General features: G+C 73.3%; 18 protein-coding genes. 9 read left to right on the top strand and 9 right to left on the bottom strand.

Features of this window, described 5'->3' with window-relative positions:
• Positions 1–49 precede the first annotated feature (49 nt).
• Both ABT354_RS02645 and ABT354_RS02650 read right to left on the bottom strand, forming a co-directional pair.
• A complete protein-coding gene (locus ABT354_RS02645) occupies positions 50–1459 on the bottom strand; it encodes an SGNH/GDSL hydrolase family protein (protein ID WP_351487965.1) in 1410 nt (469 codons plus the stop codon).
• A gap of 223 nt (positions 1460–1682) precedes the next feature.
• Entirely contained in the window at positions 1683–2024 is a 342-nt protein-coding gene (locus ABT354_RS02650) for a DUF5713 family protein (RefSeq protein WP_351487968.1), read from the bottom strand.
• Positions 2025–2302: 278 nt separating this feature from the next.
• Between ABT354_RS02650 and ABT354_RS02655 the strand changes: the two genes are divergently transcribed.
• The 4 genes from ABT354_RS02655 to ABT354_RS02670 all read left to right on the top strand — a co-directional run bounded on the left by ABT354_RS02655 (position 2303) and on the right by ABT354_RS02670 (position 4921).
• Entirely contained in the window at positions 2303–2929 is a 627-nt protein-coding gene (locus ABT354_RS02655; RefSeq protein WP_351487970.1) for a GNAT family N-acetyltransferase, read from the top strand.
• Positions 2930–3112: 183 nt separating this feature from the next.
• Positions 3113–3286, top strand: coding sequence for a hydrophobic protein (locus ABT354_RS02660; protein WP_351487972.1), 174 nt, complete (start codon positions 3113–3115; stop codon positions 3284–3286).
• Positions 3287–3396: 110 nt separating this feature from the next.
• On the top strand, positions 3397–3744 hold the full coding sequence (locus ABT354_RS02665; RefSeq protein ID WP_351487975.1) for a PRC-barrel domain-containing protein: 348 nt from the start codon (positions 3397–3399) through the stop codon (positions 3742–3744).
• A 166-nt stretch (positions 3745–3910) separates the two neighbouring features.
• A complete protein-coding gene (locus tag ABT354_RS02670; protein WP_351487977.1) occupies positions 3911–4921 on the top strand; it encodes a sporulation protein in 1011 nt (336 codons plus the stop codon).
• A 33-nt stretch (positions 4922–4954) separates the two neighbouring features.
• On the opposite strand, the gene ABT354_RS02675 is transcribed toward ABT354_RS02670, so the two are convergent.
• Together ABT354_RS02675 and ABT354_RS02680 are read right to left on the bottom strand one after the other, a co-directional pair.
• Positions 4955–5887, bottom strand: a complete 933-nt coding sequence (locus ABT354_RS02675) for a M56 family metallopeptidase (protein WP_351487980.1) — start codon at positions 5885–5887, stop codon at positions 4955–4957.
• Between the two features lie 7 nt (positions 5888–5894).
• On the bottom strand, positions 5895–6266 hold the full coding sequence (locus tag ABT354_RS02680) for a BlaI/MecI/CopY family transcriptional regulator (protein ID WP_351487983.1): 372 nt from the start codon (positions 6264–6266) through the stop codon (positions 5895–5897).
• A 392-nt stretch (positions 6267–6658) separates the two neighbouring features.
• Between ABT354_RS02680 and ABT354_RS02685 the strand changes: the two genes are divergently transcribed.
• Positions 6659–7522, top strand: a complete 864-nt coding sequence (locus ABT354_RS02685; RefSeq protein WP_351487985.1) for a hypothetical protein — start codon at positions 6659–6661, stop codon at positions 7520–7522.
• Positions 7523–7907: 385 nt separating this feature from the next.
• Here the strand turns inward: ABT354_RS02685 and ABT354_RS02690 are convergent, their stop codons facing one another.
• Positions 7908–8153 (bottom strand): hypothetical protein, encoded by a 246-nt coding sequence (locus ABT354_RS02690; protein ID WP_351487988.1) that lies wholly within the window; start codon positions 8151–8153, stop codon positions 7908–7910.
• On the bottom strand, positions 8137–8400 hold the full coding sequence (locus tag ABT354_RS02695; protein WP_351487991.1) for a DUF6400 family protein: 264 nt from the start codon (positions 8398–8400) through the stop codon (positions 8137–8139). The genes ABT354_RS02690 and ABT354_RS02695 overlap by 17 nt, the downstream gene beginning before the upstream one ends.
• Positions 8401–8853: 453 nt before the next feature.
• On the opposite strand from ABT354_RS02695, the gene ABT354_RS02700 reads away from it, so the two are divergent.
• Positions 8854–10602: a VanW family protein gene (locus tag ABT354_RS02700; RefSeq protein WP_502983300.1), complete on the top strand. Its 1749-nt coding sequence runs from the start codon at positions 8854–8856 to the stop codon at positions 10600–10602.
• 65 nt (positions 10603–10667) lie between these two features.
• Here ABT354_RS02700 and ABT354_RS02705 read toward each other — a convergent pair whose 3' ends face one another.
• Positions 10668–11663 carry a hypothetical protein gene (locus ABT354_RS02705; protein WP_351487993.1) on the bottom strand — a complete coding sequence of 332 codons (996 nt, stop codon included), beginning with the start codon at positions 11661–11663 and terminating at the stop codon, positions 10668–10670.
• A 95-nt stretch (positions 11664–11758) separates the two neighbouring features.
• On the opposite strand from ABT354_RS02705, the gene ABT354_RS02710 reads away from it, so the two are divergent.
• Positions 11759–12793: an aminotransferase class V-fold PLP-dependent enzyme gene (locus tag ABT354_RS02710; RefSeq protein WP_351487995.1), complete on the top strand. Its 1035-nt coding sequence runs from the start codon at positions 11759–11761 to the stop codon at positions 12791–12793.
• A gap of 128 nt (positions 12794–12921) precedes the next feature.
• Here ABT354_RS02710 and ABT354_RS02715 read toward each other — a convergent pair whose 3' ends face one another.
• On the bottom strand, positions 12922–13737 hold the full coding sequence (locus ABT354_RS02715) for a LysR family substrate-binding domain-containing protein (protein WP_351487997.1): 816 nt from the start codon (positions 13735–13737) through the stop codon (positions 12922–12924).
• A gap of 58 nt (positions 13738–13795) precedes the next feature.
• On the opposite strand from ABT354_RS02715, the gene ABT354_RS02720 reads away from it, so the two are divergent.
• The gene (locus ABT354_RS02720) at positions 13796–14182 is read left to right on the top strand and encodes a DUF5997 family protein (RefSeq protein WP_351487999.1); all 387 of its coding nucleotides are present in this window, start codon (positions 13796–13798) and stop codon (positions 14180–14182) included.
• Positions 14183–14341: 159 nt separating this feature from the next.
• Here the strand turns inward: ABT354_RS02720 and ABT354_RS02725 are convergent, their stop codons facing one another.
• The gene (locus ABT354_RS02725; RefSeq protein WP_351488002.1) at positions 14342–15532 is read right to left on the bottom strand and encodes an amidohydrolase family protein; all 1191 of its coding nucleotides are present in this window, start codon (positions 15530–15532) and stop codon (positions 14342–14344) included.
• Positions 15533–15916: 384 nt separating this feature from the next.
• Here ABT354_RS02725 and ABT354_RS02730 point away from each other — a divergent pair, with 384 nt between their 5' ends.
• Positions 15917–18739, top strand: a complete 2823-nt coding sequence (locus ABT354_RS02730; protein ID WP_351488005.1) for a type 1 periplasmic-binding domain-containing protein — start codon at positions 15917–15919, stop codon at positions 18737–18739.
• Positions 18740–18863 lie beyond the last annotated feature (124 nt).

Consider the following 18863-nt stretch of genomic DNA (forward strand, 5'->3'; position numbering starts at 1 on the left):
CCCCCGTGCCCAGGTGGCACGGGGGCGGGGCGCGGGAGTCCGGGGAGGGTCAGCTCTTCAACAGGGTGTCGATGTGCTTGCGGACCTTGGCCTCGATCGCCTTCTGGCCCTTCTCCAGCGGGTGCGCCCGCTGCTGTCCGCCGGTGAGGCCGACCGGCCAGAACCATGATTCGTTGACGGTGCACAGCTCATGCCCGGACATCGTCTCCTGGACGGACACGTACTCCACCCCGGCCTGCTTCGCCCGGGCGGCGAGAACGAAGTCGAGCTTGGTGCCGAGCGCGTTCAGTGCGATCCGCTCCTTGTTCGACAGCCAGGAGCAGTCCTCCTCCTCGTCGGTGGCGGGGAAGAGACGGGGGTAGCCCACCACGACGACCGTGGCGTTCGGGGCCTTCTTCTGGATGCTCTCGTAGTGGCCCTTGAGTGTTCCGCTGAGCCTGAGCAGCTCCTTCTCGCCGTTCTCCACGGCGCCGCCCTTGCCGAGGCACGTGCCGCCGGGGACGAAGCACGACTCCAGGATGGTGGAGAAGCCCACGTCATTGCCGCCGAGGGAGAGCGTGACCACCCGCGGCTCCTTCGCGCCGGTGAGTCTGCCCAGGGCGGTCAGCTGGGGGATCTCCTTCTTGAACTCCTGTGTCAGCGCGGTGGTGAGCGCACCGGAGCAGGCGAAGTGCTCGACCGAGTCGACCGCCTTGTTGTTCTTGCCCAGCGTCACCGGCCAGGCCTTCAGGCTGCGGTGACAGCCCTTGCCGTCGATGTCGGTGCCCGCCACATAGGGCGGGTTGGCCTCACCCGAGGAGAAGGAGTCCCCGAGCGCCGCCAGTACCGTGGGGCGCGGGAAACGGACATTGTCGACGGCGAAGCCGCTCCCTTCGGGCGAGGTCTGCTGGACCCGGAAGGAGGCGATGCCCTTGCCGGTGACGGCGATCCGTACGATGCCGTTCCGGTCCGCGGGCTTCCGGGTCAGCTCCTTGCCCTTGAGGTCGTGGACGATGACGGAGACCGACCCGGGATTGTCGATGTAGCCGACATCCAGCGAGAAGCGGGTGACCGTCCGGCCGGTGCCGTCCATCTTCACAAACCGGCCCTCGACGGCGCCCTGGAACCGGGGGCTGCCGGAGAGTACGGGGGTGGTCGGGCTGGCGGTGTCGGTGGTGATGGAGGGAGTTCCACCGCCCCCGCCGGAGAAGACGATCCCGCGCTGCTTGTACTGCCGGGTGACCGCCGTGTCCTCCGGGAACTCCGAGAAGGTGATGACCTCCTCGGCCTCGGCGGCGGCCCGGGGCTCCGGCACCGGTGCGGCGGTCCGGCCGCCGACCGCCGTCGAGTCGCCGGCCACCGTCCGCGCCCCGGGTCCCGGAGCCGGTCCGTCCGTCGCCAGCGCGCTCTGAGCGGGCAGCCCCAGCGCCCCGATGAGCAGCGCGGTCCCCAGCCACACCGTTCCCTGATGGTTCCTCACGAAGGTGCTCCCCCCTGGCTCCGCCGTGATCAGGACGGAGCCCTGAACGGTCAGAAACGTGAGCAGCCTGGCACAGGGTGTCTCTGGGCGCAGGGTCGGAACGCGAATCCCTCCGGGGAATTTCGCCCCGGAGGGGGAGCCGGTGCTACAGCAATCGCCGGTAGGTACATACGACGAACGGGATGGGGCCGGAGATGCGGCGGTGGCGCCTTTCCGTCGTCGCTCACCACTCCCGGGTGGCGATCAGCTCCTCGGCGTCCGCGTCGGTGAACCCATAGGCCATCGCCACGGCCCAGAAGGACTCGCCTATCTCCTCGCGTGCGACGGTCTCGATCTCGCTGCCCGCCGCCTCGAACTCGGCCTCCAGCGCGTTGAACTCCTCCGTCGCCGCATGCGTCAGGACATACAGCGCCGTCAGATCGGCGGGGTGCTCGGCCTCGATCCGCTCGCACAGCCGCAGCAGGATCCCCCGGCCCCGGTCGAGGACCTCGTCGGGGAAGTACGGGTCCTCGTACAACAGCCCCAGAAAAGGGTACTCCGCCACGTCCCGGTGGGAGATCGCCACAGTCGCTCCTTGCCCCGGTGGGCCGCCGCCCCTGGTGTGCGGCGCGCTCCTTCCCGATGTCCCCGATGGTGCACCACCCCACTGACAGTGCCCCCGCCGGCCGCCCGGTCCGCTCCGGTCCCCTCCGGCCCGGTCCGCTCCGGCTCCTTCCGGGGGAACCCGGCCCGGCGCGCCGGAAAAGCCGGTTGCGGAACTCCGGTGGTTTCCTTGATCGTTCTCTTGGGGGTGCTCCCCGTGAGCGCCCCGCCCCTGCCCCCTGTCGAGAGGAACGACACCGTATGACGAGCCCCGGCCCCGCCCCGCACACCTCCGGCCACCAGGTGCGGCCGGCCACCCCCGAGGACATCCCCGCCGCCGTCCGGACCCTGGGGAGGGCGTTCGCCGACTACCCCTACACCCGGCATGTGATCGCCGCCGACGACCACGAGGAGCGGGTGCGCAAGCTCCAGGAGCTGTTCCTCACCCGCGTCGGGATGCCCTACGGCCGGGTCTGGGTGGCGGGTGAGGGCCGCGCCGTCGCCGTGTGGACCACCCCCGAGCGGGACCCGTCGCCGGGCTTCCTCGAAGCGGTTCCGCTCGTCGCTGAGCTGGCGGGGGACCGTGCCACCGCCTACGAGGAGATGGAGAAGGCCGCCGAGGCCCACCGTCCCCAGGAGCCCGTGTGGTTTCTCGCGACGGTGGCGGTGGACCCCGAGGCGCAGGGCCGGGGACTGGGCGGCGCGGTGATCCGGCCCGGTCTGGAGGAGGCCGACCGCACCGGGTACCCCGCCTTCCTGGAGACCGCGACCGAGGCCAATGTCCGTCTCTACCGGCGGCTCGGCTTCACGGTCACGGCGGAGCTGCCCGGCATCGACGGCGGGCCCCGCACCTGGTGCATGCGCCGCGAGCCCGGCGCCACCGGCTGACCGTCCCCTCGGGCCGCGCCGACGGCCCCTGGACCTCCTGAACCGACGCGCCCGGGGCGCGGGACCGGCGGCGCCGCCGCACCGGTCCCGCGCCCCGCTTTTTGTTTCCTTTCCGGGAACCGCCGTCGCCGGGAGGTGTACGGCGAGCCATGCGGGGAAGCCGCCGTAACGGAGGCGATAAACATGGTTCCGCTGCTTGTGGTTCTTCTGCTGGCACTTCTTCTCTTCGGTGCGGGATTCGCCATGGAGGCCCTGTGGTGGGTCGCCGTGATCGTGCTCGCCGTCTGGCTGCTCGGCTTTGTCATGCGCTCCGGCGCCAACGCCGGTGGCCCGCGAAGCCGCTGGTACCGCTGGTAGACCGGCGGTATCGACATCCTTGCCGGACCCTGTGCGAACCGGGCGCGAGGCGCGTTTCCGCGCCCGGTTCGCAGGGTCCCGCGCGCTCAATGAGAAAGGATCTCCTCATCATGGAACGGAATTCCTGGAATTACCCCGACACCGCCGGTCATCTGGCCGGTTCCGATCTGATCGGATTCTCCGTCGAGGCCGTGGACGGCGGTATCGGAAAGGTCGACAAGCACTCCGACGAGGTGGACTCCGCCTGTCTGGTGGTGGACACCGGCCCCTGGATCTTCGGCAAGCAGGTCATCATCCCCGCCGGTGCCGTCGTCCGTGTCGACCCCGACGACAGGAAGGTCCAGGTGGACCTGACGAAGGACCAGATCAAGGGCGCGCCCGAGTTCCACGGGGACGGCCACTACGGGGACGCGGACTACCACCACCGGCTGGGCGCCTACTACTGGCCGCCGCTCTGAGGGCCGGGGCGGTCCGTGGGGGTGTGCGCCGCGCCGTACTTCTACAGTCGTGTAGAAATAAGTGGGCGGTTGCGGTACGTTCCTGAACCGCCGCCGGTCCGACGCTCCCGGGCAGGGCCACGGCGTCCCACCGCACCGCCTGAATCCTGAAGGAGTGGACGCCACCATGGTGTTCAAACGACTGCTCGGCTCGCTCGGCGTGGGCGCGCCCACGGTGGACACGGTCCTGGACCCCGGACCCGTACTCCCCGGCTCCGACCTCACCGGACAGCTCCGGCTCACCGGGGGCGGCACCGCCTTCGACATCGAGCACATCACCCTGGAACTGGTCGCCGGGGTCGAGGCGGAGCACGAGGAGGGGGAGGTCGAGGGCATCGTCGCCTTCGAACGCCGCACCGTCGCCGAGGCGTTCCGCCTCGCCGAGGGGGAGCGGCGGACGCTGCCCTTCGCCCTCGCCCTGCCCTGGGAGACCCCCGTCACCGAGCTGTACGGGCAGCCCCTGGGCATCGTCCTCGGTGTACGCACCGAGATGGCCGTGGCGGGCTCCAGGGACCGGGGCGACCTCGACCCCCTCGCCGTCGGCCCGCTCCCGGCACAGGAGGCGATCCTGGACGCCTTCGGCCGGCTGGGCTTCGGCTTCCGCTCCGCCGACCTGGAGTACGGCCGCATCGGCGGCACCGGCCAGCGGCTCCCCTTCTATCAGGAGATCGAACTGGCGCCCGCCCCGCGGTACTCGGGGGTGATGAACGAGCTGGAGCTGACCTTCCTCGCCGGCCCGGACGGTCTGGAGGTCGTCCTGGAGGCCGACCGGGGCGGCGCGCTGCCCGGTTTCGGCGGCGATACGGTCCAGCGCTTCACCGTCGGCCAGGAGGGGATCCCCGGCGAGGAGTGGAACACCGTGGTCGAGGGCTGGCTGCGGCGGCTGACCGAGGGCCACTCCGACCCGTACGGCCACTCCGACCCGCACTCCGACCCGTACGGGCACGGCACCCCGTATCCCGGCCACCACGACGGCTCCCACGGGCACCACCGCTCCGGACCGGGTACGGGCACCATGGTCGCGGCGGGCGCGGCGGGGCTGGCCGTCGGTGTCGCGGCCGGTCTGGTCGCCGCCGAGGTCGTGGACGAGATCGGGGACGCCCTGGAGGAGGGCGACGAGGGCGGCGACGAGGGCTGAGCGCCCCTGTAGAAGGCCGCCGGGCGGCTCCGCTCACAGCGGGGTGGCGGCCTTCAGCACGAAGAAGAGGGTCACGGCGGCGTTCGCCGACGACAGCGCCGACACCGTCGCCCCGGCGGCGGCGGTCCACGCCGCCAGCCCCACCGCCGTCCTGACCGATGGCCAGCCCCGGGCGGCCGGGGCCGGACCCAGCAGCGCCGCCACCCTGCGCGGTACCGGCCCCGGTGCCGCCAGCCCGGCCAGGGTCGGCGAAGGGGTCCCCCGCGACACCAGGGCCGCCCTGCCGACCGCCCGCGCCATCACGGCCCGGCTGCCGATCCGGCCCGCCGCCTCCTCGTCCGCCCAGCGCTCCACGGTGTACGCCACCGCCGTGCGCAGCGGCAGCAGAAAGGGATTCGCCCGTGCCGCCAACAGCGCGACCAGGAGGAAGCGATGGTGACGGCGGGCCAGATGGGCCCGCTCATGGGCGAAGAGCGCCCTGCGCTCCGGCCCCGTCAGCGCGTTCAGCATCCCGGTGGACACCACCACCCGGCCCCGGGCGCCCCCGGGCAGCGCATAGGCGTACGGCACCCCGTCGGGGAGCACCGCCACCGGGGACACCGGCAGCCCGGCCAGTGCCCGCCAGGCCCGCCGCCGTACCCGATGGTGGTGCCACCAGCCCCGGCAGCCCGCGACGACCACGGCGAGCAGCAGCGGGATCGCGGCCGGCCCGGCGACCTCGTCGTACGGAACGGCCGCCCGTACCTCCGGGTCCGACCAGCCGTCCGGCAGCGGATTCCCCGGCAGTTGCGCCGTGCCCACCACCATCAGCAGGGCCAGACAGAGCGTGCTGCACACCGCCAGGACCCCCGCCGCGACCGTCAGCAGCCAGGTCGCCGCCCGCGGCTGCGGATGCTGCTCGGCCAGCCGGGCCACCGGCCACGCCGTCAGCGGCAGTACCAGCGGCAGTAGGACGAACACCCCCATGACGTGCTCAGCCCTCCGGCTCCTGTGCCCGCTCCAGCAGATCCCGCAGCAGACGCTCGTCGCCCGGCGGCAGCCCCGTGACAAACCGGGCCAGGACCGCCTCGCGGTCGCTCTCCCCGTCCAGGACCTTCCGCATCCGCAGGGCCGCCAGGCCCGCCGCGTCCGCGACCGGGGTCCAGACGAACGACCGTCCCGCGCGCTCGCGGGTCACCACTTCCTTGGCGAGCAGCCGCGTCAGAATGGTGATCACCGTGGTGTAGGCGAGAGACCCGCCGAGCCGGGCCCTGACCCACTCCGTGTCCACCGGTCCGGGCGCCGCCCGCAGCGCCGCCAGGACTTCGGCCTCCAGCTCGCCCTGGCCGCGTCGTCGCTCACGCATCCGTTCTCTCACCCCGTCTCCGCTCCTGTGCCCGCTTCCGTGGCCCGCTCCTGTGTGCGCCGCCGTCCCGACCGGCGGGGCGGTCCATCGTAGCCAGTCGGCCGTGTCCCCTCCCGCCCTGCGGCCTCCGCCCTGACGGCGGGGACGGGGGCGGCGCGGCGTCCGTCCGCCGGGCGGCAAGGGGTGCGGGTGCGCCGAACGGGTGAAGGGCCGCCGGGGTGTCAGGACGGTGACGGACCCCCTCCGGGCCCCTTCCGCCCTGCCCGGCAGGGGTCCCGTGCGGGGTCTCCCTCCAGCGCGGATCCGTCCGAGGTAAGGGAATTGCCAGGTTGCTCGCGTACTCTTCGATCCTTCCCCGGGTACACGGCCGGAGAGGGCCGCGTGATGAGTGGATGCGCGGCGGGCACATCGGATACATCTACATCGCGTACATCTCGTACGGCGAATTCGACGGAGAGCGAGCGATGATGACCAGCGAAGCGGGCGAGTCCACCCCCGGCAGCGGAAGCCTGAGAGAGCAGTACCAGGCCAGGTTCGCGGAGGAGTTGGAGCGGAACAAGTCCGAGCAGGAAGGCGTCCGGGACGAATTGGACCGGCTGGCCGGGCGGTTGCAGGAACTGGAGAAGGACCACGACTGGCTGGCGGGTATGCGGGTGGCGGCGCGGGACGGACAGTCGTCCGGCGGCGCCGGTACGGAGGCCGCTCCCGCCGCCGGGGCGGAGACGGCCGGGGAGCCCCCGGCGGAGGAGACCGCCGCTCCGGAGCCGGTGGCCGCGAAGTCCTCGGGCGGGACCACCGCGCGGGCCGGGGCGACCCCCCGCGCCGCGGTGCCGGAGCCGCGGCGTTCACGTGAGGCCGCGAAGCCCCGGAAGACGGCGGCCACCGGTACCACGGCCGCGAAGCCCAAGGCCAAGGCCAAGCCGGCGGCTCCGGCGGGCGGTGCGAAGGAGACCCCGGCACCCCGTCAGGGCGAGCGGAAGGTCACCCTGCGCACCGCGGTCCTGGAACTGCTGCGCGGCCACCGTGAGCCGAGGACGGCGCGGGAGGTGGCCGACGAGATCACCCGGACCCACCCGGAGCTGAAGACCAGCGTCCCGGTGGTGCGGGACGCGCTGAACGCGCATGTCGCCAAGGGGCTGGTGGAGCGCGAGGCCCGGCAGAAGTCGGTCTGGTACACGGCTGTCGGCGCCGCGGTGTCCGGTGCGGAGGATGCCGGGGCCGTCGAGGAGTCGGCGCGCACCGCGTCCGACGCCTGACTGCCACCGGCGGTGGCCGGGTTCCCGCGCGTGACCCGCGCCGGGACCCGGCCGCCGTCCCGTTTCCCCGCTGTCCGCCCGGCCCCGGCTGTCCTGTTGCCGCCGTCTTCCTGCCTTGTTTTTGCCCTGTCCCTGCCCTGTCCCTGCCGTGTGTCTGCCCCGCGGCGTCCTGCCGTGCCGTACCGCGCCGTCCTTGGTGAGGTCGAGCAGGAACCTCACTGCCATCGCTCTTCCTTCCGGCGCACAGGTCTGCCACCGGCCGGTGGGCCGGGGCACACCTTCCATCGCCCCCCTGACGACCCTTGAAGGATCTTGGCGGGAAATGCCGGACGGACACCGCGACGATGTCCGAAAGATCCAAAACCGGAGAGGAACCCCGCCACCGTCAGCGGCAGTTGTCGCCATCCGGGGAGCGGCGCAGGCCCGGACGGGTGTCGAGCGACCACATATGGGTGCAGCCGGGGCACTGGAGATGCAGGACCGGGCCCTTGTTGGAGATCAGATAGCGCCAGTGCTCACGGCAGTTGCGCCGGTCGGCGCAGGGCGCGCAGGAGCGTGCGTCGTCGCACGAGGGGCAGGCCACCCAGGCCCGGCGGGCGTCGTCCGCCTGCGGGTCAATGGGCAGCCGCACGGCCCGGCTCCTCTCCCGGCAGCACACCGGCGGCGACCAGCAGGTCATAGGTGCGCCGCTGGTCGGCGTCGAGGCCCGAGTAGAGCAGCGCGTACGCCTCGTCCTCCCCGCGCAGGACCGCCACCGGGTCCCAGTCCGGCCCGAGCGCGGCCATCACCGAGGCCCGGCGACGGGTCTCCTCCACGGTCAGGTCGATCATGAAGTCGGTCGTGGTGGGCGGGGTGTCGGGGGCTGTGTCCTGGTCCATCGTGAAACTTCCGAAAAGTAGTGAAGTGCTGGGGATGTTCCTTCCAGCTGTACCAGAGAGGTCCGGGGCCGAGGAAGGGTGACCTCTGTCTCGCCCCTGTCGCACCGGTCTCCCACCCTTCCCGTGGGATGTGGCATATGTCATGGATGTACGGAGCAACCGATATCGCCCCGCCCCATGCCCTCGGCCGGGCCGCTGCGCTGTGTCGCCGTCCGGACGCGCCGGGTGGCCGATTCGGGGTGGGTGGGGCCGTCCCGGCGCCGGGGCGGCCCCGTGGGGTCAGTACCATTCAGTGACAGGCGATCCGCCGCGCGGCATCCGCGCGAAGGCGGTCACCGGCCCCCCGGAGCCCTTGGGCCCCGGGACGCGGCGGGTGTCCGGCCCGGGGCGGGACGCCTGATGTGCGACGGGGGACGAGCGCAGACCGGGGCAGCCAGCGACAAGGAGATTTTCGTGCTTCCTTCATCCGGACACCGGGGCGGCGACGGCGAAGGCCGTCGCCGAATACACCCCGCACTCCTGGTCGCGGGTGTGGTGGGGCTCGGATTCGGGGGTCTGTATCTGACCGGTCTCCTCGCCTTCGACGGCGAGGTGCCCGCCGGGACCCGGGTGCACGGAGTGGACATCGGCGGCCTCGGCTCAGCCGCCGCCGAGCGGAAGCTGGAGCGCGAGCTGGGCCCCCGCTGGCCCGCCCCGGTCGAGGTCGGGATCGGCGACCGCACCGGCACCGTCGACGCCCGGGAGGCCGGATTCACCCTGGACAGCCGGGAGACCGTCGAGCGGGCCGCCCGCTCCGGCTCCGACCCGTTCACCGTGATCGGCAGGCTCTTCTCCTCCGGGGACCGCGAGATCGAGCCCGTCCAGCGGGTCGACGGCGCGAAGACCGAGGCGGCGGTCGCCGCCCTCGCCAAGAAGTACGACCGCACCGCCCGTGAGGGCGCCATCTCCTTCCGTGACGGGCGTGCCGTGCCCGTCCAGGCCCGCGTCGGCGAGCGGATCGACGCCGGTCCCGCCGCCGACGCGATCCGTACCGCCATGGCCGACGGCACCACCGACACCGTCGACCTCCCGGTCCGCCGTACCGAGCCCAAGGTCGGCGCCGCCGAGGTCAACCGCGCGATGGACGCCTTTGCCCGGCCCGCGATGTCCGCCCCCGTCACCGTCACCGTGGAGGACCGCTCCGCCACGATCACCCCGGCGGTGATCGGCCGGCATCTGACCATGAAGCCCGACAAGTCCGACCGGCTGGTGCCGAAGCTCGACGGGGCCGCGCTCCGCAAGGACCCGGCCGTCGAGCGCGCCCTCGACACCGTGATCGAGGAGCCCGTGGAGGGCACCCTCGGACTCCAGGGCGACCGGGTCGTGCTCGCGAGCGACGGCCGGTCCGGCCAGAAGGTCTCCGCCGACGGCCTGGAGCGCACCGTGACGCCCCTGCTGACCGGCGAGGGCACGGCGGCCCGTACCGCCGCGCTGCGCACCACCGAGGTCCGTCCCGCGCTCGACGCGAAGAGCTTTGACTCGCTCGGGCTGAAGGAGCGGATGTCGAGCTTCACGGTCGACTTCGACCCGGCCCCGTACCGCACCAAGAACATCGGCCGCGCGGTGGAGCTGATCAACGGCTCGCTGGTCAAGCCCGGTGAGGAGTGGAGCTTCAACCGCACGGTGGGGGAGCGGACCGAGGCCAACGGCTTCGTGGACGGCATCATCATCCAGGACGACCAGTACACCAAGGCCGCCGGCGGCGGTGTCTCCGCGGTCGCCACGACCATGTTCAACGCGGTCTTCTTCGCCGGGGTCAAGCCCGTGGAGTACGGCGCGCACTCCTTCTACATCGAGCGCTACCCGGAGGGCCGCGAGGCCACCGTCGCCTGGGGCAGCCTGGACCTGCGCTTCCTCAACGACTCCGGCAACTCCCTCTACATCGCCGCCAGCTCCACCGACTCCTCCGTCACCATCAGCTTCTACGGTTCAAAAAAGTATGACTCGGTGAAGGCGGTCAAGGGCCCCCGTACCGACGTCAAGGAGCCGGGCAAGCGCAAGGGTCCCGCGGAGAACTGCCTTCCGCAGACCCCGCTGGACGGCTTCAACGTCACCGTGGAGCGGGTCCTGTCCAACGACGGCGAGGAGGTCAAGCGGGAGGCCTTCAACACCCGCTATGTCCCCCGCGACGAGGTCACCTGCGAGAAGCCGATCACTCTGTGATCCCTGAGGGGTCCTGGTCCTTGAGGGGTCCCCTGAGGGATCCACGCGACCTGGGTCCACGGGGCCTACCCAGGGCTTTTTGAAGGATGCCGCCGCCCGCCGCCGGGAACCTCCCAGCGGCGGGCCCGCGCGTCGAACCGGCCGAGCAGCCGGTTGGCCGCCCCGGTGATCCGCAGCACGGGCCGGTGCCCCGGTCCGGTGGCGTTGAGCACCCCCGTACCGGGCGCGGATACGGGTGTGTGCAGCAGGACCACGGGGAGGCCGCCGAGCGCCCTGTCGTCGTACGGGGTGAAGAACTCCACCAGCGCCAGCCGCAGCGGCGCGTACACCGGCAGCAGAAAGCCCCGGGAGAGCGGTGGCTGGCTCTCCATGCGCAGCAGGCAGTCCACCGCCAGCACCGGCAGCAGCAGGCCCGCCGCCACCGCCGCCCCGTCCCCGGGGGTGAACTCGCCCGATCCGCCCCAGGAGTGCCGCCGTACCCCGGTGAGCGCGGTGAAGGGGCCGCTCAGCAGGATCGGGCCGCCGGGCTCCCGTGCCGGGTCCCGGCTGGGCAGGGCGGGCCGCCTCGGCAGCGGCAGCGGCGCGGGGGCGGGCGGGAGCGGTCCGATGTGCACGGTCGCCTCGGCGATCAGCTCCCGGGCGGCGGTCCCGGGGAAGTCCCGGCCCGGCGGCGCGGTGCCGATGGCGACCCGTACCGCGGCGGGGCTCCGGGACCCGGGACGCGCCGGGGGCCAAACGCCGACCCAGAGCGCGGGGGCCCGGTCCGGGGGCAGGGGGAGCGGACCCCGGGGGAAACGGACTCCGCTGAGGGCGACGACCGGGCCGGGCAGCAGGGCGAGCGCCGCCTCGGCGGCGCACTCCAGCCAGAGCACGGCCGGGACCGAGGGGCCGTCCCCGGTGCGGTGGCAGCCGGCCAGCGTCCGGGTCGCATCGGTCGGGACGGCGCGCCACACCTGCCGGTACGGGGTGGCTCCGGGGGTCTCGGTCAGCCGGAAGGCCCGTCCGGCGCGGTCACCGCCGGCCGGGGCCGCCTCGCGCGCGGGGGCGCCGCCACTGCCCATCCTCGGCTCCTCGCTCCATCGTATCGGGGGACCCTGCGGCGACGGGTTCCCGTCCGTCGTTGCCGAGCGATCGGTGTCTCATGCACGATTCCGCTATGGAGCCACTTCGGGATCATTTCTCGCACCGCGTCCACTACCTGGACACGGCCACCTACGGCCTGCCGACCGAGGCGGGGCACCAAGCCGCCCTCGCGGCCGAGCGGGACCGCGCCGCCGGACGGCTGGACCTCGCCGGGATGGACCGGGCCGTCGCCCGCTCACGGTCCGCCTTCGCCCGGCTGATGGGTCTGGACGAACACCGGGTCGCCATCGGCTCCCAGGTCGCCCCGGCGGTGGGCATGGTCGCCGCCGGAGTGCGGCCGGGGACCCGGGTCCTGCTGGCGGAGGGCGACTTCACCTCCCTCCTCTTCCCCTTCCTGGCGGCGGAGGAGCGGGGGGTGCGCACCGAGACCGTGCCCCTGGACCGCCTCCCCGACGCCATCGGCCCCGGTACGGGTCTGGTGGCCGTCTCCGCCGTCCAGTCCGCCGACGGGGCGCTCGCCCCGCTCGACGCGATCCTCGACGCCGCCGCGGCGCACGGCGCCCGGGTCCTGGTGGACGCGACCCAGGCGGCGGGGTGGCTGCCGCTGCCCGCCGACCGGATCGACCTGCTGGTCTGCGGCGGCTACAAGTGGCTGCTCGCGCCCCGGGGCACCGCCTTCCTCGCGGGTACGGAGGAGGCCCTGTCCGAGGTGCCCGCCGCGGGCGCCAACTGGTACGCCGGGAAGGAGCCCTGGAACAGCATCTACGGCACCCCGCTCCGGCTCGCCGACGACGCCCGCCGGCTGGATGTCTCCCCGGCCTGGTCCTCCTGGGCCGGACAGGCCCCGGCGCTGGAGTTCCTCGCCACCGTCGGGGTGTCCCGGATCCACGCCCATGACCTCGGCCTGGCCAACCGTTTCCGGGCGGGCCTCGGGCTGCCGCCGGGCGATTCCGCGATCGTCTCCCTGGACGCCCCCGCCGGAACCGCCGAACGGCTGGCCGCCCACGCGGTGGTGGCCTCGGTGCGCGGCGGCCGGCTGCGCTGTTCCTTCCATGTCTCCACGACGGAGGAGGACGTGGACCGGGCGCTCGACCTGCTCACCGGCTGACCGGCCGGCCGGGGGAGCCCGGCAGCCCGGCAGCCGCTGTCCGGGACGCCGGGGAGCGGCGGTACGGTACGCGGGCGGTCACGATGGGTTACGGGTGGTGGTGCCGGGCCCTGGCCGACGGCGCAGGGTCAGCGGCGTCCGGAGGCGCCGCGCCGGGCGCCGGACCTGGCTCCCCCGGCGGCCTTCGCACCTTTGCCGCCCTTGCCGCCCTTCGCTCCCTGGGCGCTCCTGGTGCCGCCGCTCCTGCCGCCCTGGGAGCCCTTGGCACCCTTGGTGGCGCCCGCCTTGCCCTTGGTCCTGGCCTTGGCCTCCGCGGGCTTCGGCTCATCGGGACGGCGGCCCCGGGTGCTGTTGACCGTCCGCCCCCGCACGATCCCGATGAAGTCCTCGACCAGATCCGTGGTCGCCTCCTCCGGCCAGGCGAGGGCGACCTGCGACTGGGGTGCGTCGGTGACCGGCCGGTAGGTGAGATCCCGGCGGTGGTGCAGCCGGGCGAGGGACTGCGGCACCAGGAGTACGCCCACCCCGGCCGCCACCAGCTCGATCGCGTCCGCCGTCGTCGCGGGGCGCTCGATCGCGGGCCGTCCCGGCGGGGTCTCCCAGCCGAGGGTGTCGTCCAGCGGATGGAAGACGACCTCATCGGCCAGCTCCCCGGCGGACACCTCCTCGACCGCCGTCACCGCGTGGTCCTTCGGGACCACGACCACCGTGGTCTCGGTGTACAGGGGGATCGCGCTGAAGAGCGTCCGGTCCACCGGCAGCCGGACCAGACCCGCGTCCGCGTCGCCCCGGCGCAGCAGCTCGGGGGCCTCGGCGGCGGGTACCTGGAGCAGCTCCAGCGGGATGTCCGGCCGCCGCTCCTTCCAGATCCGAACCCACTTGGCGGGGGTCACGCCCGGGGCATAGGCGAGCCGGAACGAGGAGGGGGAATCCGAGGCTTTCACAAGCTCAGATTACCGTGCGTGGTCAAAGGCGCCGTGCGTACTCGATATCCTGGACCACATGACCTCCCAGCAGAGCACCCAGTCCATGAAGCCCGCCACGGCGGCGAAGAAGCTGGGTGTGTACCTCGAAGCCACCCCCGCGGAGTTCCAGGAGGGGGTCGTCACCCGTGGCGAGCTGAACGCCCTCCAGGCCGATCCGCCCGCCTGGCTGCGCGAGCTGCGCGCCCAGGGCCCGCACCCGCGTCCGGTCGTCGCGGCGAAGCTCGGCGTCTCCATCTCCGGACTGGTCCGGGCCGGGTTCACCGAGCCCCTCACCACCGAGCAGATCGAGGCGCTGAAGCAGGAAGCGCCGGAGTGGCTCCAGAAGGAGCGCACCACCCAGGCCGAGGTCCGCAAGGAGTCGGTCCGCATCAAGGAGAAGAACAAGAAGCAGCAGGACGCCTGACCCGTCCTGCCCGGAGGGTGACCCGGACCGGGGTACGGACCCCGGCCCGGGCAACCGCCCGGGTGGCCGCCCAGGTGATGGCTTGGGCGACCGTGCCGGTGGGGCGGGCCCGACGGTCCCGGGCGTGACGGACCCGCGCGCACACGGACCGGCCCCGGATCAGACCAGCCGCCCCTCGCGGGCCACTACCCGGCCACCGCGGACCACCAGCAGGGGCAGCGGCCGGTCGACCACGGCCGCCGCCACCGATCCCGCCCGCACCAGCACGAAATCGGCCGGATCGCCGGGCGCGAGCCCGGAGACGGGCAGCCCCAGCAGCTCCGCCCCGCCCCGGGCCACCACGGCGTAGCACGCCTCCAGCTCTGCGTCGGTCCGCGCGTCCGTGCGGTAGGCCAGCAGATGGGCCCGGTTGATCATGTCCGCGTCGCCGAACGGGCTCCAGGCGTCCCGTACCCCGTCCGAGCCCGCGGCCACCCGCACCCCGTGCCGGGTGAGCGCCGCCGTCGGCAGGACCGGGTCCTTGCCCAGGGCGCAGGTGGTCAGCGCGATACCGGTCTCCGCCAGCAGCTCGGCCGTACGGTCCAGCTCCGGCCCCGCCAGCTCGGCGAGACAGAAGACATGGCTGATGGTGACCCGGCCGAAGAGCCCCGCCGCCGCCGTCCGCCGGGCGATCTCGGTGACCTGGCGCACCCCGTCGGGCCCGCCGTCGTGGAGATGGATGTCGAGCGGCACCCCATGGCGCAGCGCCGCCGCGAAGAGGAAATCCAGCTGGCCGTCGAGGTCCCGGTCGACCCCCAGCGGGTCCAGCCCGCCCAGGATGTCGGCGCCCTCGGTGAGGGACCGCTCCAGCAGCTCGGCGGTGCCGGGCCGGCTGACCAGACCGAGCTGCGGAAACGCCACGATCTGCACATCGAGCAGCCCGGCGCGCGCCTCGGCCGCCTCCCGTACCCCGTGCACCCCTGAGAGCCCGTGCACCGGGGAGACATCCACATGCGCCCGCCAGGCGCGGGTGCCCCGGGCCACCGCCTGATCCATCAGGGCGCCCGCCCGCTCGGCCACCGGTGCGGCGATCCGGGCCCGGGCCCGGACATCCCCGTCGATGAGGTCGCGCAGCGAGTGCGCGGGCTCCCTGCTCATCCAGGGGCCGCCCCAGGTGGTCTTGTCGGGGTGGATGTGCGCGTCCACGGGCGACGGCAGCGCGAGCGCGCCCGCCGCGTCCACGACCGTGGCCCCGGCGGGCGGCTCCGCCGGGTCGTACGCGGTGATACGGCCGTCCTCGACCAGCAGATCGCACTGCTGCCCGTCCGGGTTGCGAACGGCGGTGAACAGGACAGGGGGATGCTGGGCCATGGGCCGGTGGACTCCTCGGTAGTGCTCTTCCGATGGGCGTGGCCCGGCCGGACCGGGCCCATTCGATCATCGCAGACCGGTACCCGGGCCCGGTGGCCACGTCCGCCCATGCCGTCCGGGCCCCCGCCCCGGTCGGCACCACCGTGCCCGGTCGCACACCGCGCCCGTGTCGCCCGCACCGGCCGTCCACCACCCCCGGCGTCGTACACCTGTACGTTCCCTCCTCCGTCATCTTCCGTAGGACACACAGGAGTTCGGGGGCATCCAACCCCGCCCCTCTTGCGCCCCCGCCCGCTAGCGTCGTATTCCAGCTCCAGACGAACGGGGGGAAAGGTGCGTAACGAGGATCGGGAACCGCCACGGTGCCCGGGCGTGCGGCACGGCATGTCGACAGGGGCCGGTGTCGATGTCCAGCGAAGGCTGGAGGTACTGGTACGGGACTTCCGCAGCAGCCGGCCACCCATGCCGGTCGTCGTCCTCCACGCCGAGGACAGCGCCGACGAGGACCGGGTCGTCAGCCTGGTCGGGGAGTTGTACGCCGGGCACGACGCCCATGGGTCGCGCTCCGCCGTCGCCCCCCTCGAACGCGAGGGACCCACCGAGGTCCGCCGCGCCGCCGGACTCGTCCGCGACCTGGGTGACCCGGGGCGCTGGGACGGACGGCGCTCCCTCTACCGCCGCTACTCCTTCCCCCGGCTGCGCCTGGTCCGGGCCATCGAGGACGCCGTCGGCGAGCTGGGCCCCGACTGGCCCCGTACCCCCTCGGCGACCGGGGTCTCCCAGGCCCTGCCCGACCCCGCGCAGACCCTGCTCGACCAGCTCGCCCGGCAGCGCTGGCGCCCCCGGGGCGAGTCCCGGTGGAGCGCCCGGCTGAACCTCTTCGACATGGCGCACATCCTCCCCGCCAGCCTGGTGGCCGTCCTCGCCGCCCTGCTGGCCCGCACCGACTGGTCCATCGCCCTCGCCACCGGCGCCGGATTCCTGCTGCTGCTGCTCCTGCTCGACAATGTGCTGCCCGGCCGGGCCCCCATCTTCCTGTGGCTGCGCCGGGAGAGCCGGTGGTTCATGACCACGACCTTCCTCCGCGCCGCCTCGCCCGGCCGCCCGACCGATGTCTCGCTGCTGCGCCCGGTCCGCTCCTGGAACGCCATCGCCGCCCGCGCCCACGATGTCGCCGAGGCGCTGAGGACCGGCGACGACTTCCAGCTCCAGCTCTATGTCCTGGCCCTCTGCGAGGACCTGAGGGACAACCACCGCCGCTGGAGCTGGGATCTGCGGGGCTTCAAACGGCCCCGTCCGCCCGTGCTCTTCCTGCCCCGGGCCGACGCCGGGAACGGCGGCATCGAACTGATCAAGGCGGTCAGCGACGTCCGCAGCCGCCGCAGCGAACTCGACCCGCTGATGATCGTCGCCTCGGTACGGGTCGCCGATGTCGACCGGCTCCAGCGCAGCGCCATCTCCGAACCCGGCACCGCGCCCTGGAGCTGGTACCAGGAGTGGGGCCGCAGTCTGCGCGCCGGACAGTCGCCCAGCCGCGCCCTGTCGGAACTCCCCTGGGTGATCAAGGTGCCGCTGCCCAGCGGCCGCCTGGTCCCGCCCGCCGACGGCCAGCGCCACTGCGTCAAGGCCGTCTCCCGCCCCACCGCCGCCCGGGTGGTGTGGTCGCTGCACACCTTTGTCCTGGTGGTCGCCGTCCTGGTCGCCGGGGTCGGACTCCGTGCCGACGAGCTGAGGAAGGACTACTGCTCCGCCTCCCTCTTCACCGCCAACCGGGACACCGTACGGGCCCAGCGCGACTCCGCCCCCACCGAATGCATAGGGATCGCCACCGGGGATGTGCGGTTCGCCGACTGGCTGCCCGAGGGCGGCAAGGCCCCCCGCCGCGACCAGGTGCCCTGGACGGTGCGCGCGCTGGAGCAGCGCATCCGTACCGAGAACGCCAAGGTCCTCGCCGAACACCCCGGAAACTATGTCACCCTCGTCTACGCGGGCCCGCTCAGCGCCTCCAGCCGGGAACGCGCCTCGCCCGTCAAGGGCATAGAGGAACTGGCGGGGATCTCCCTGGCGCAGTCCGCCATCAACGACAACAACACCGTCCAGCTCCGGGTCCTGGTCGCCAACGGCGGCGTCGACATGCGCCACCAGGTGGCGATGGCCCATGCCATCGCCCGCTACGCCCGCGAGGACCGCACCGTCGTGGGGGTCGTCGGCGCCGGACGCGACCTCCGCTCCAGCCGGGAGACCGCCCGTATCCTCCAGGCGGCGGAGCTGCCCGTGGTCTCCGGCACCAACTCCGCCACCTATCTGCCCCGTGAGTTCGCCAACTGGTTCAGCCTGGCGGCCACCGACGAGTGGCAGGTCGAGCAGTTGGGTCTGATCGCCCGGCAGCTGCGCACGGCGAAGAAGCGCCAGTACGCCCTGGTCCTCGCCCGCGACACCGAGAAGACCGACGACCTCTACACCGACGAGCAGGCCAAGTACGGCGAGACCATGCTGCGGAAGAGGGGCTTCTCCCTGCTGCCGGAGCGTCGCTACGAGGTCAAACTCGGGCGCCCGGCGCTGGAGGTGCACACCGAGCGGTTCTGCCGGGGCGGCCGGATCCCCTCGGTGATCTACTTCGCGGGCCGGGTCGAGGACGTTCCCCCGCTGATGAGCCATCTCAATACGGAGGAGGGCTGCGCCCGCCGGCAGATCTCGATCCTCACCGGGGACGACCTCTCGAAGGCCGACTTCTCGGACGACGGGCAGGGGGTGACCGCCGGCATCACCCTCTACCACGCGGCGCTGGCCCGGCTGGCGCCGGAGCGGACCACGCTCTTCTACCGCAATGCCGCCAAGCATCTGCGGACCCTGGGCATGCGGTCCCCGGTGAACCCGGCGAACCCCGCCCTGGCGAGCGGGCAGACCGCCCTCGCCCATGACGCCGCCCAGGCGCTCTACCGCGCGGCCAGCCGGGGCGGCAAACCGCAGCGCCGGGCGGCGACCTGGGTGAATCTGCGGACCGTACGACTGTGGGGCATGGCCACGGGCACCATCGACTTCACCGGTGCCCATCCCTACCGCGACCGCCGGGGCCACAGCATCGTCCTCAACCAGGTCCGGGGGGCGGACGACGGGGCGCCGCTCACCCGGGTCCTCTGCGACCGTTCGGCCGGGGACGCCCGCCCGCTGACGGTCGGGCAGTGCCGTATCGGCGGCTCCGGCTGACCCCTCGCGGGGGGGGGGGGGCGGCGGGCCGCGGCCGGCGGGGGCGGCGCGCCCCCCCCCCCCGCCCCCGCGGCGGGCGCCGGAGGCCGCGGGCGGGGCGCGGCGGGGGGGGGGCCCCCGCCCC

Source organism: Streptomyces sp. NPDC000594 (genome assembly GCF_040299965.1).
In the GTDB taxonomy this organism is placed as follows: Bacteria; Actinomycetota; Actinomycetes; order Streptomycetales; family Streptomycetaceae; genus Streptomyces.

What these genes read in the sequence shown, in the direction of transcription:
- ABT354_RS02655 (WP_351487970.1), top strand. Translation starts at nt 2,303, where the DNA reads ATGACGAGCCCCGGCCCCGCCCCGCACACCTCCGGCCACCAGGTGCGG.
- ABT354_RS02660 (WP_351487972.1), top strand. Translation starts at nt 3,113, where the DNA reads ATGGTTCCGCTGCTTGTGGTTCTTCTGCTGGCACTTCTTCTCTTCGGT.
- ABT354_RS02665 (WP_351487975.1), top strand. Translation starts at nt 3,397, where the DNA reads ATGGAACGGAATTCCTGGAATTACCCCGACACCGCCGGTCATCTGGCC.
- ABT354_RS02670 (WP_351487977.1), top strand. Translation starts at nt 3,911, where the DNA reads ATGGTGTTCAAACGACTGCTCGGCTCGCTCGGCGTGGGCGCGCCCACG.
- ABT354_RS02675 (WP_351487980.1), bottom strand. Translation starts at nt 5,887, where the DNA reads ATGGGGGTGTTCGTCCTACTGCCGCTGGTACTGCCGCTGACGGCGTGG.
- ABT354_RS02680 (WP_351487983.1), bottom strand. Translation starts at nt 6,266, where the DNA reads ATGCGTGAGCGACGACGCGGCCAGGGCGAGCTGGAGGCCGAAGTCCTG.
- ABT354_RS02685 (WP_351487985.1), top strand. Translation starts at nt 6,659, where the DNA reads ATGCGCGGCGGGCACATCGGATACATCTACATCGCGTACATCTCGTAC.
- ABT354_RS02695 (WP_351487991.1), bottom strand. Translation starts at nt 8,400, where the DNA reads ATGGACCAGGACACAGCCCCCGACACCCCGCCCACCACGACCGACTTC.
- ABT354_RS02705 (WP_351487993.1), bottom strand. Translation starts at nt 11,663, where the DNA reads ATGGGCAGTGGCGGCGCCCCCGCGCGCGAGGCGGCCCCGGCCGGCGGT.
- ABT354_RS02710 (WP_351487995.1), top strand. Translation starts at nt 11,759, where the DNA reads ATGGAGCCACTTCGGGATCATTTCTCGCACCGCGTCCACTACCTGGAC.
- ABT354_RS02720 (WP_351487999.1), top strand. Translation starts at nt 13,796, where the DNA reads ATGACCTCCCAGCAGAGCACCCAGTCCATGAAGCCCGCCACGGCGGCG.
- ABT354_RS02725 (WP_351488002.1), bottom strand. Translation starts at nt 15,532, where the DNA reads ATGGCCCAGCATCCCCCTGTCCTGTTCACCGCCGTTCGCAACCCGGAC.
- ABT354_RS02730 (WP_351488005.1), top strand. Translation starts at nt 15,917, where the DNA reads ATGTCGACAGGGGCCGGTGTCGATGTCCAGCGAAGGCTGGAGGTACTG.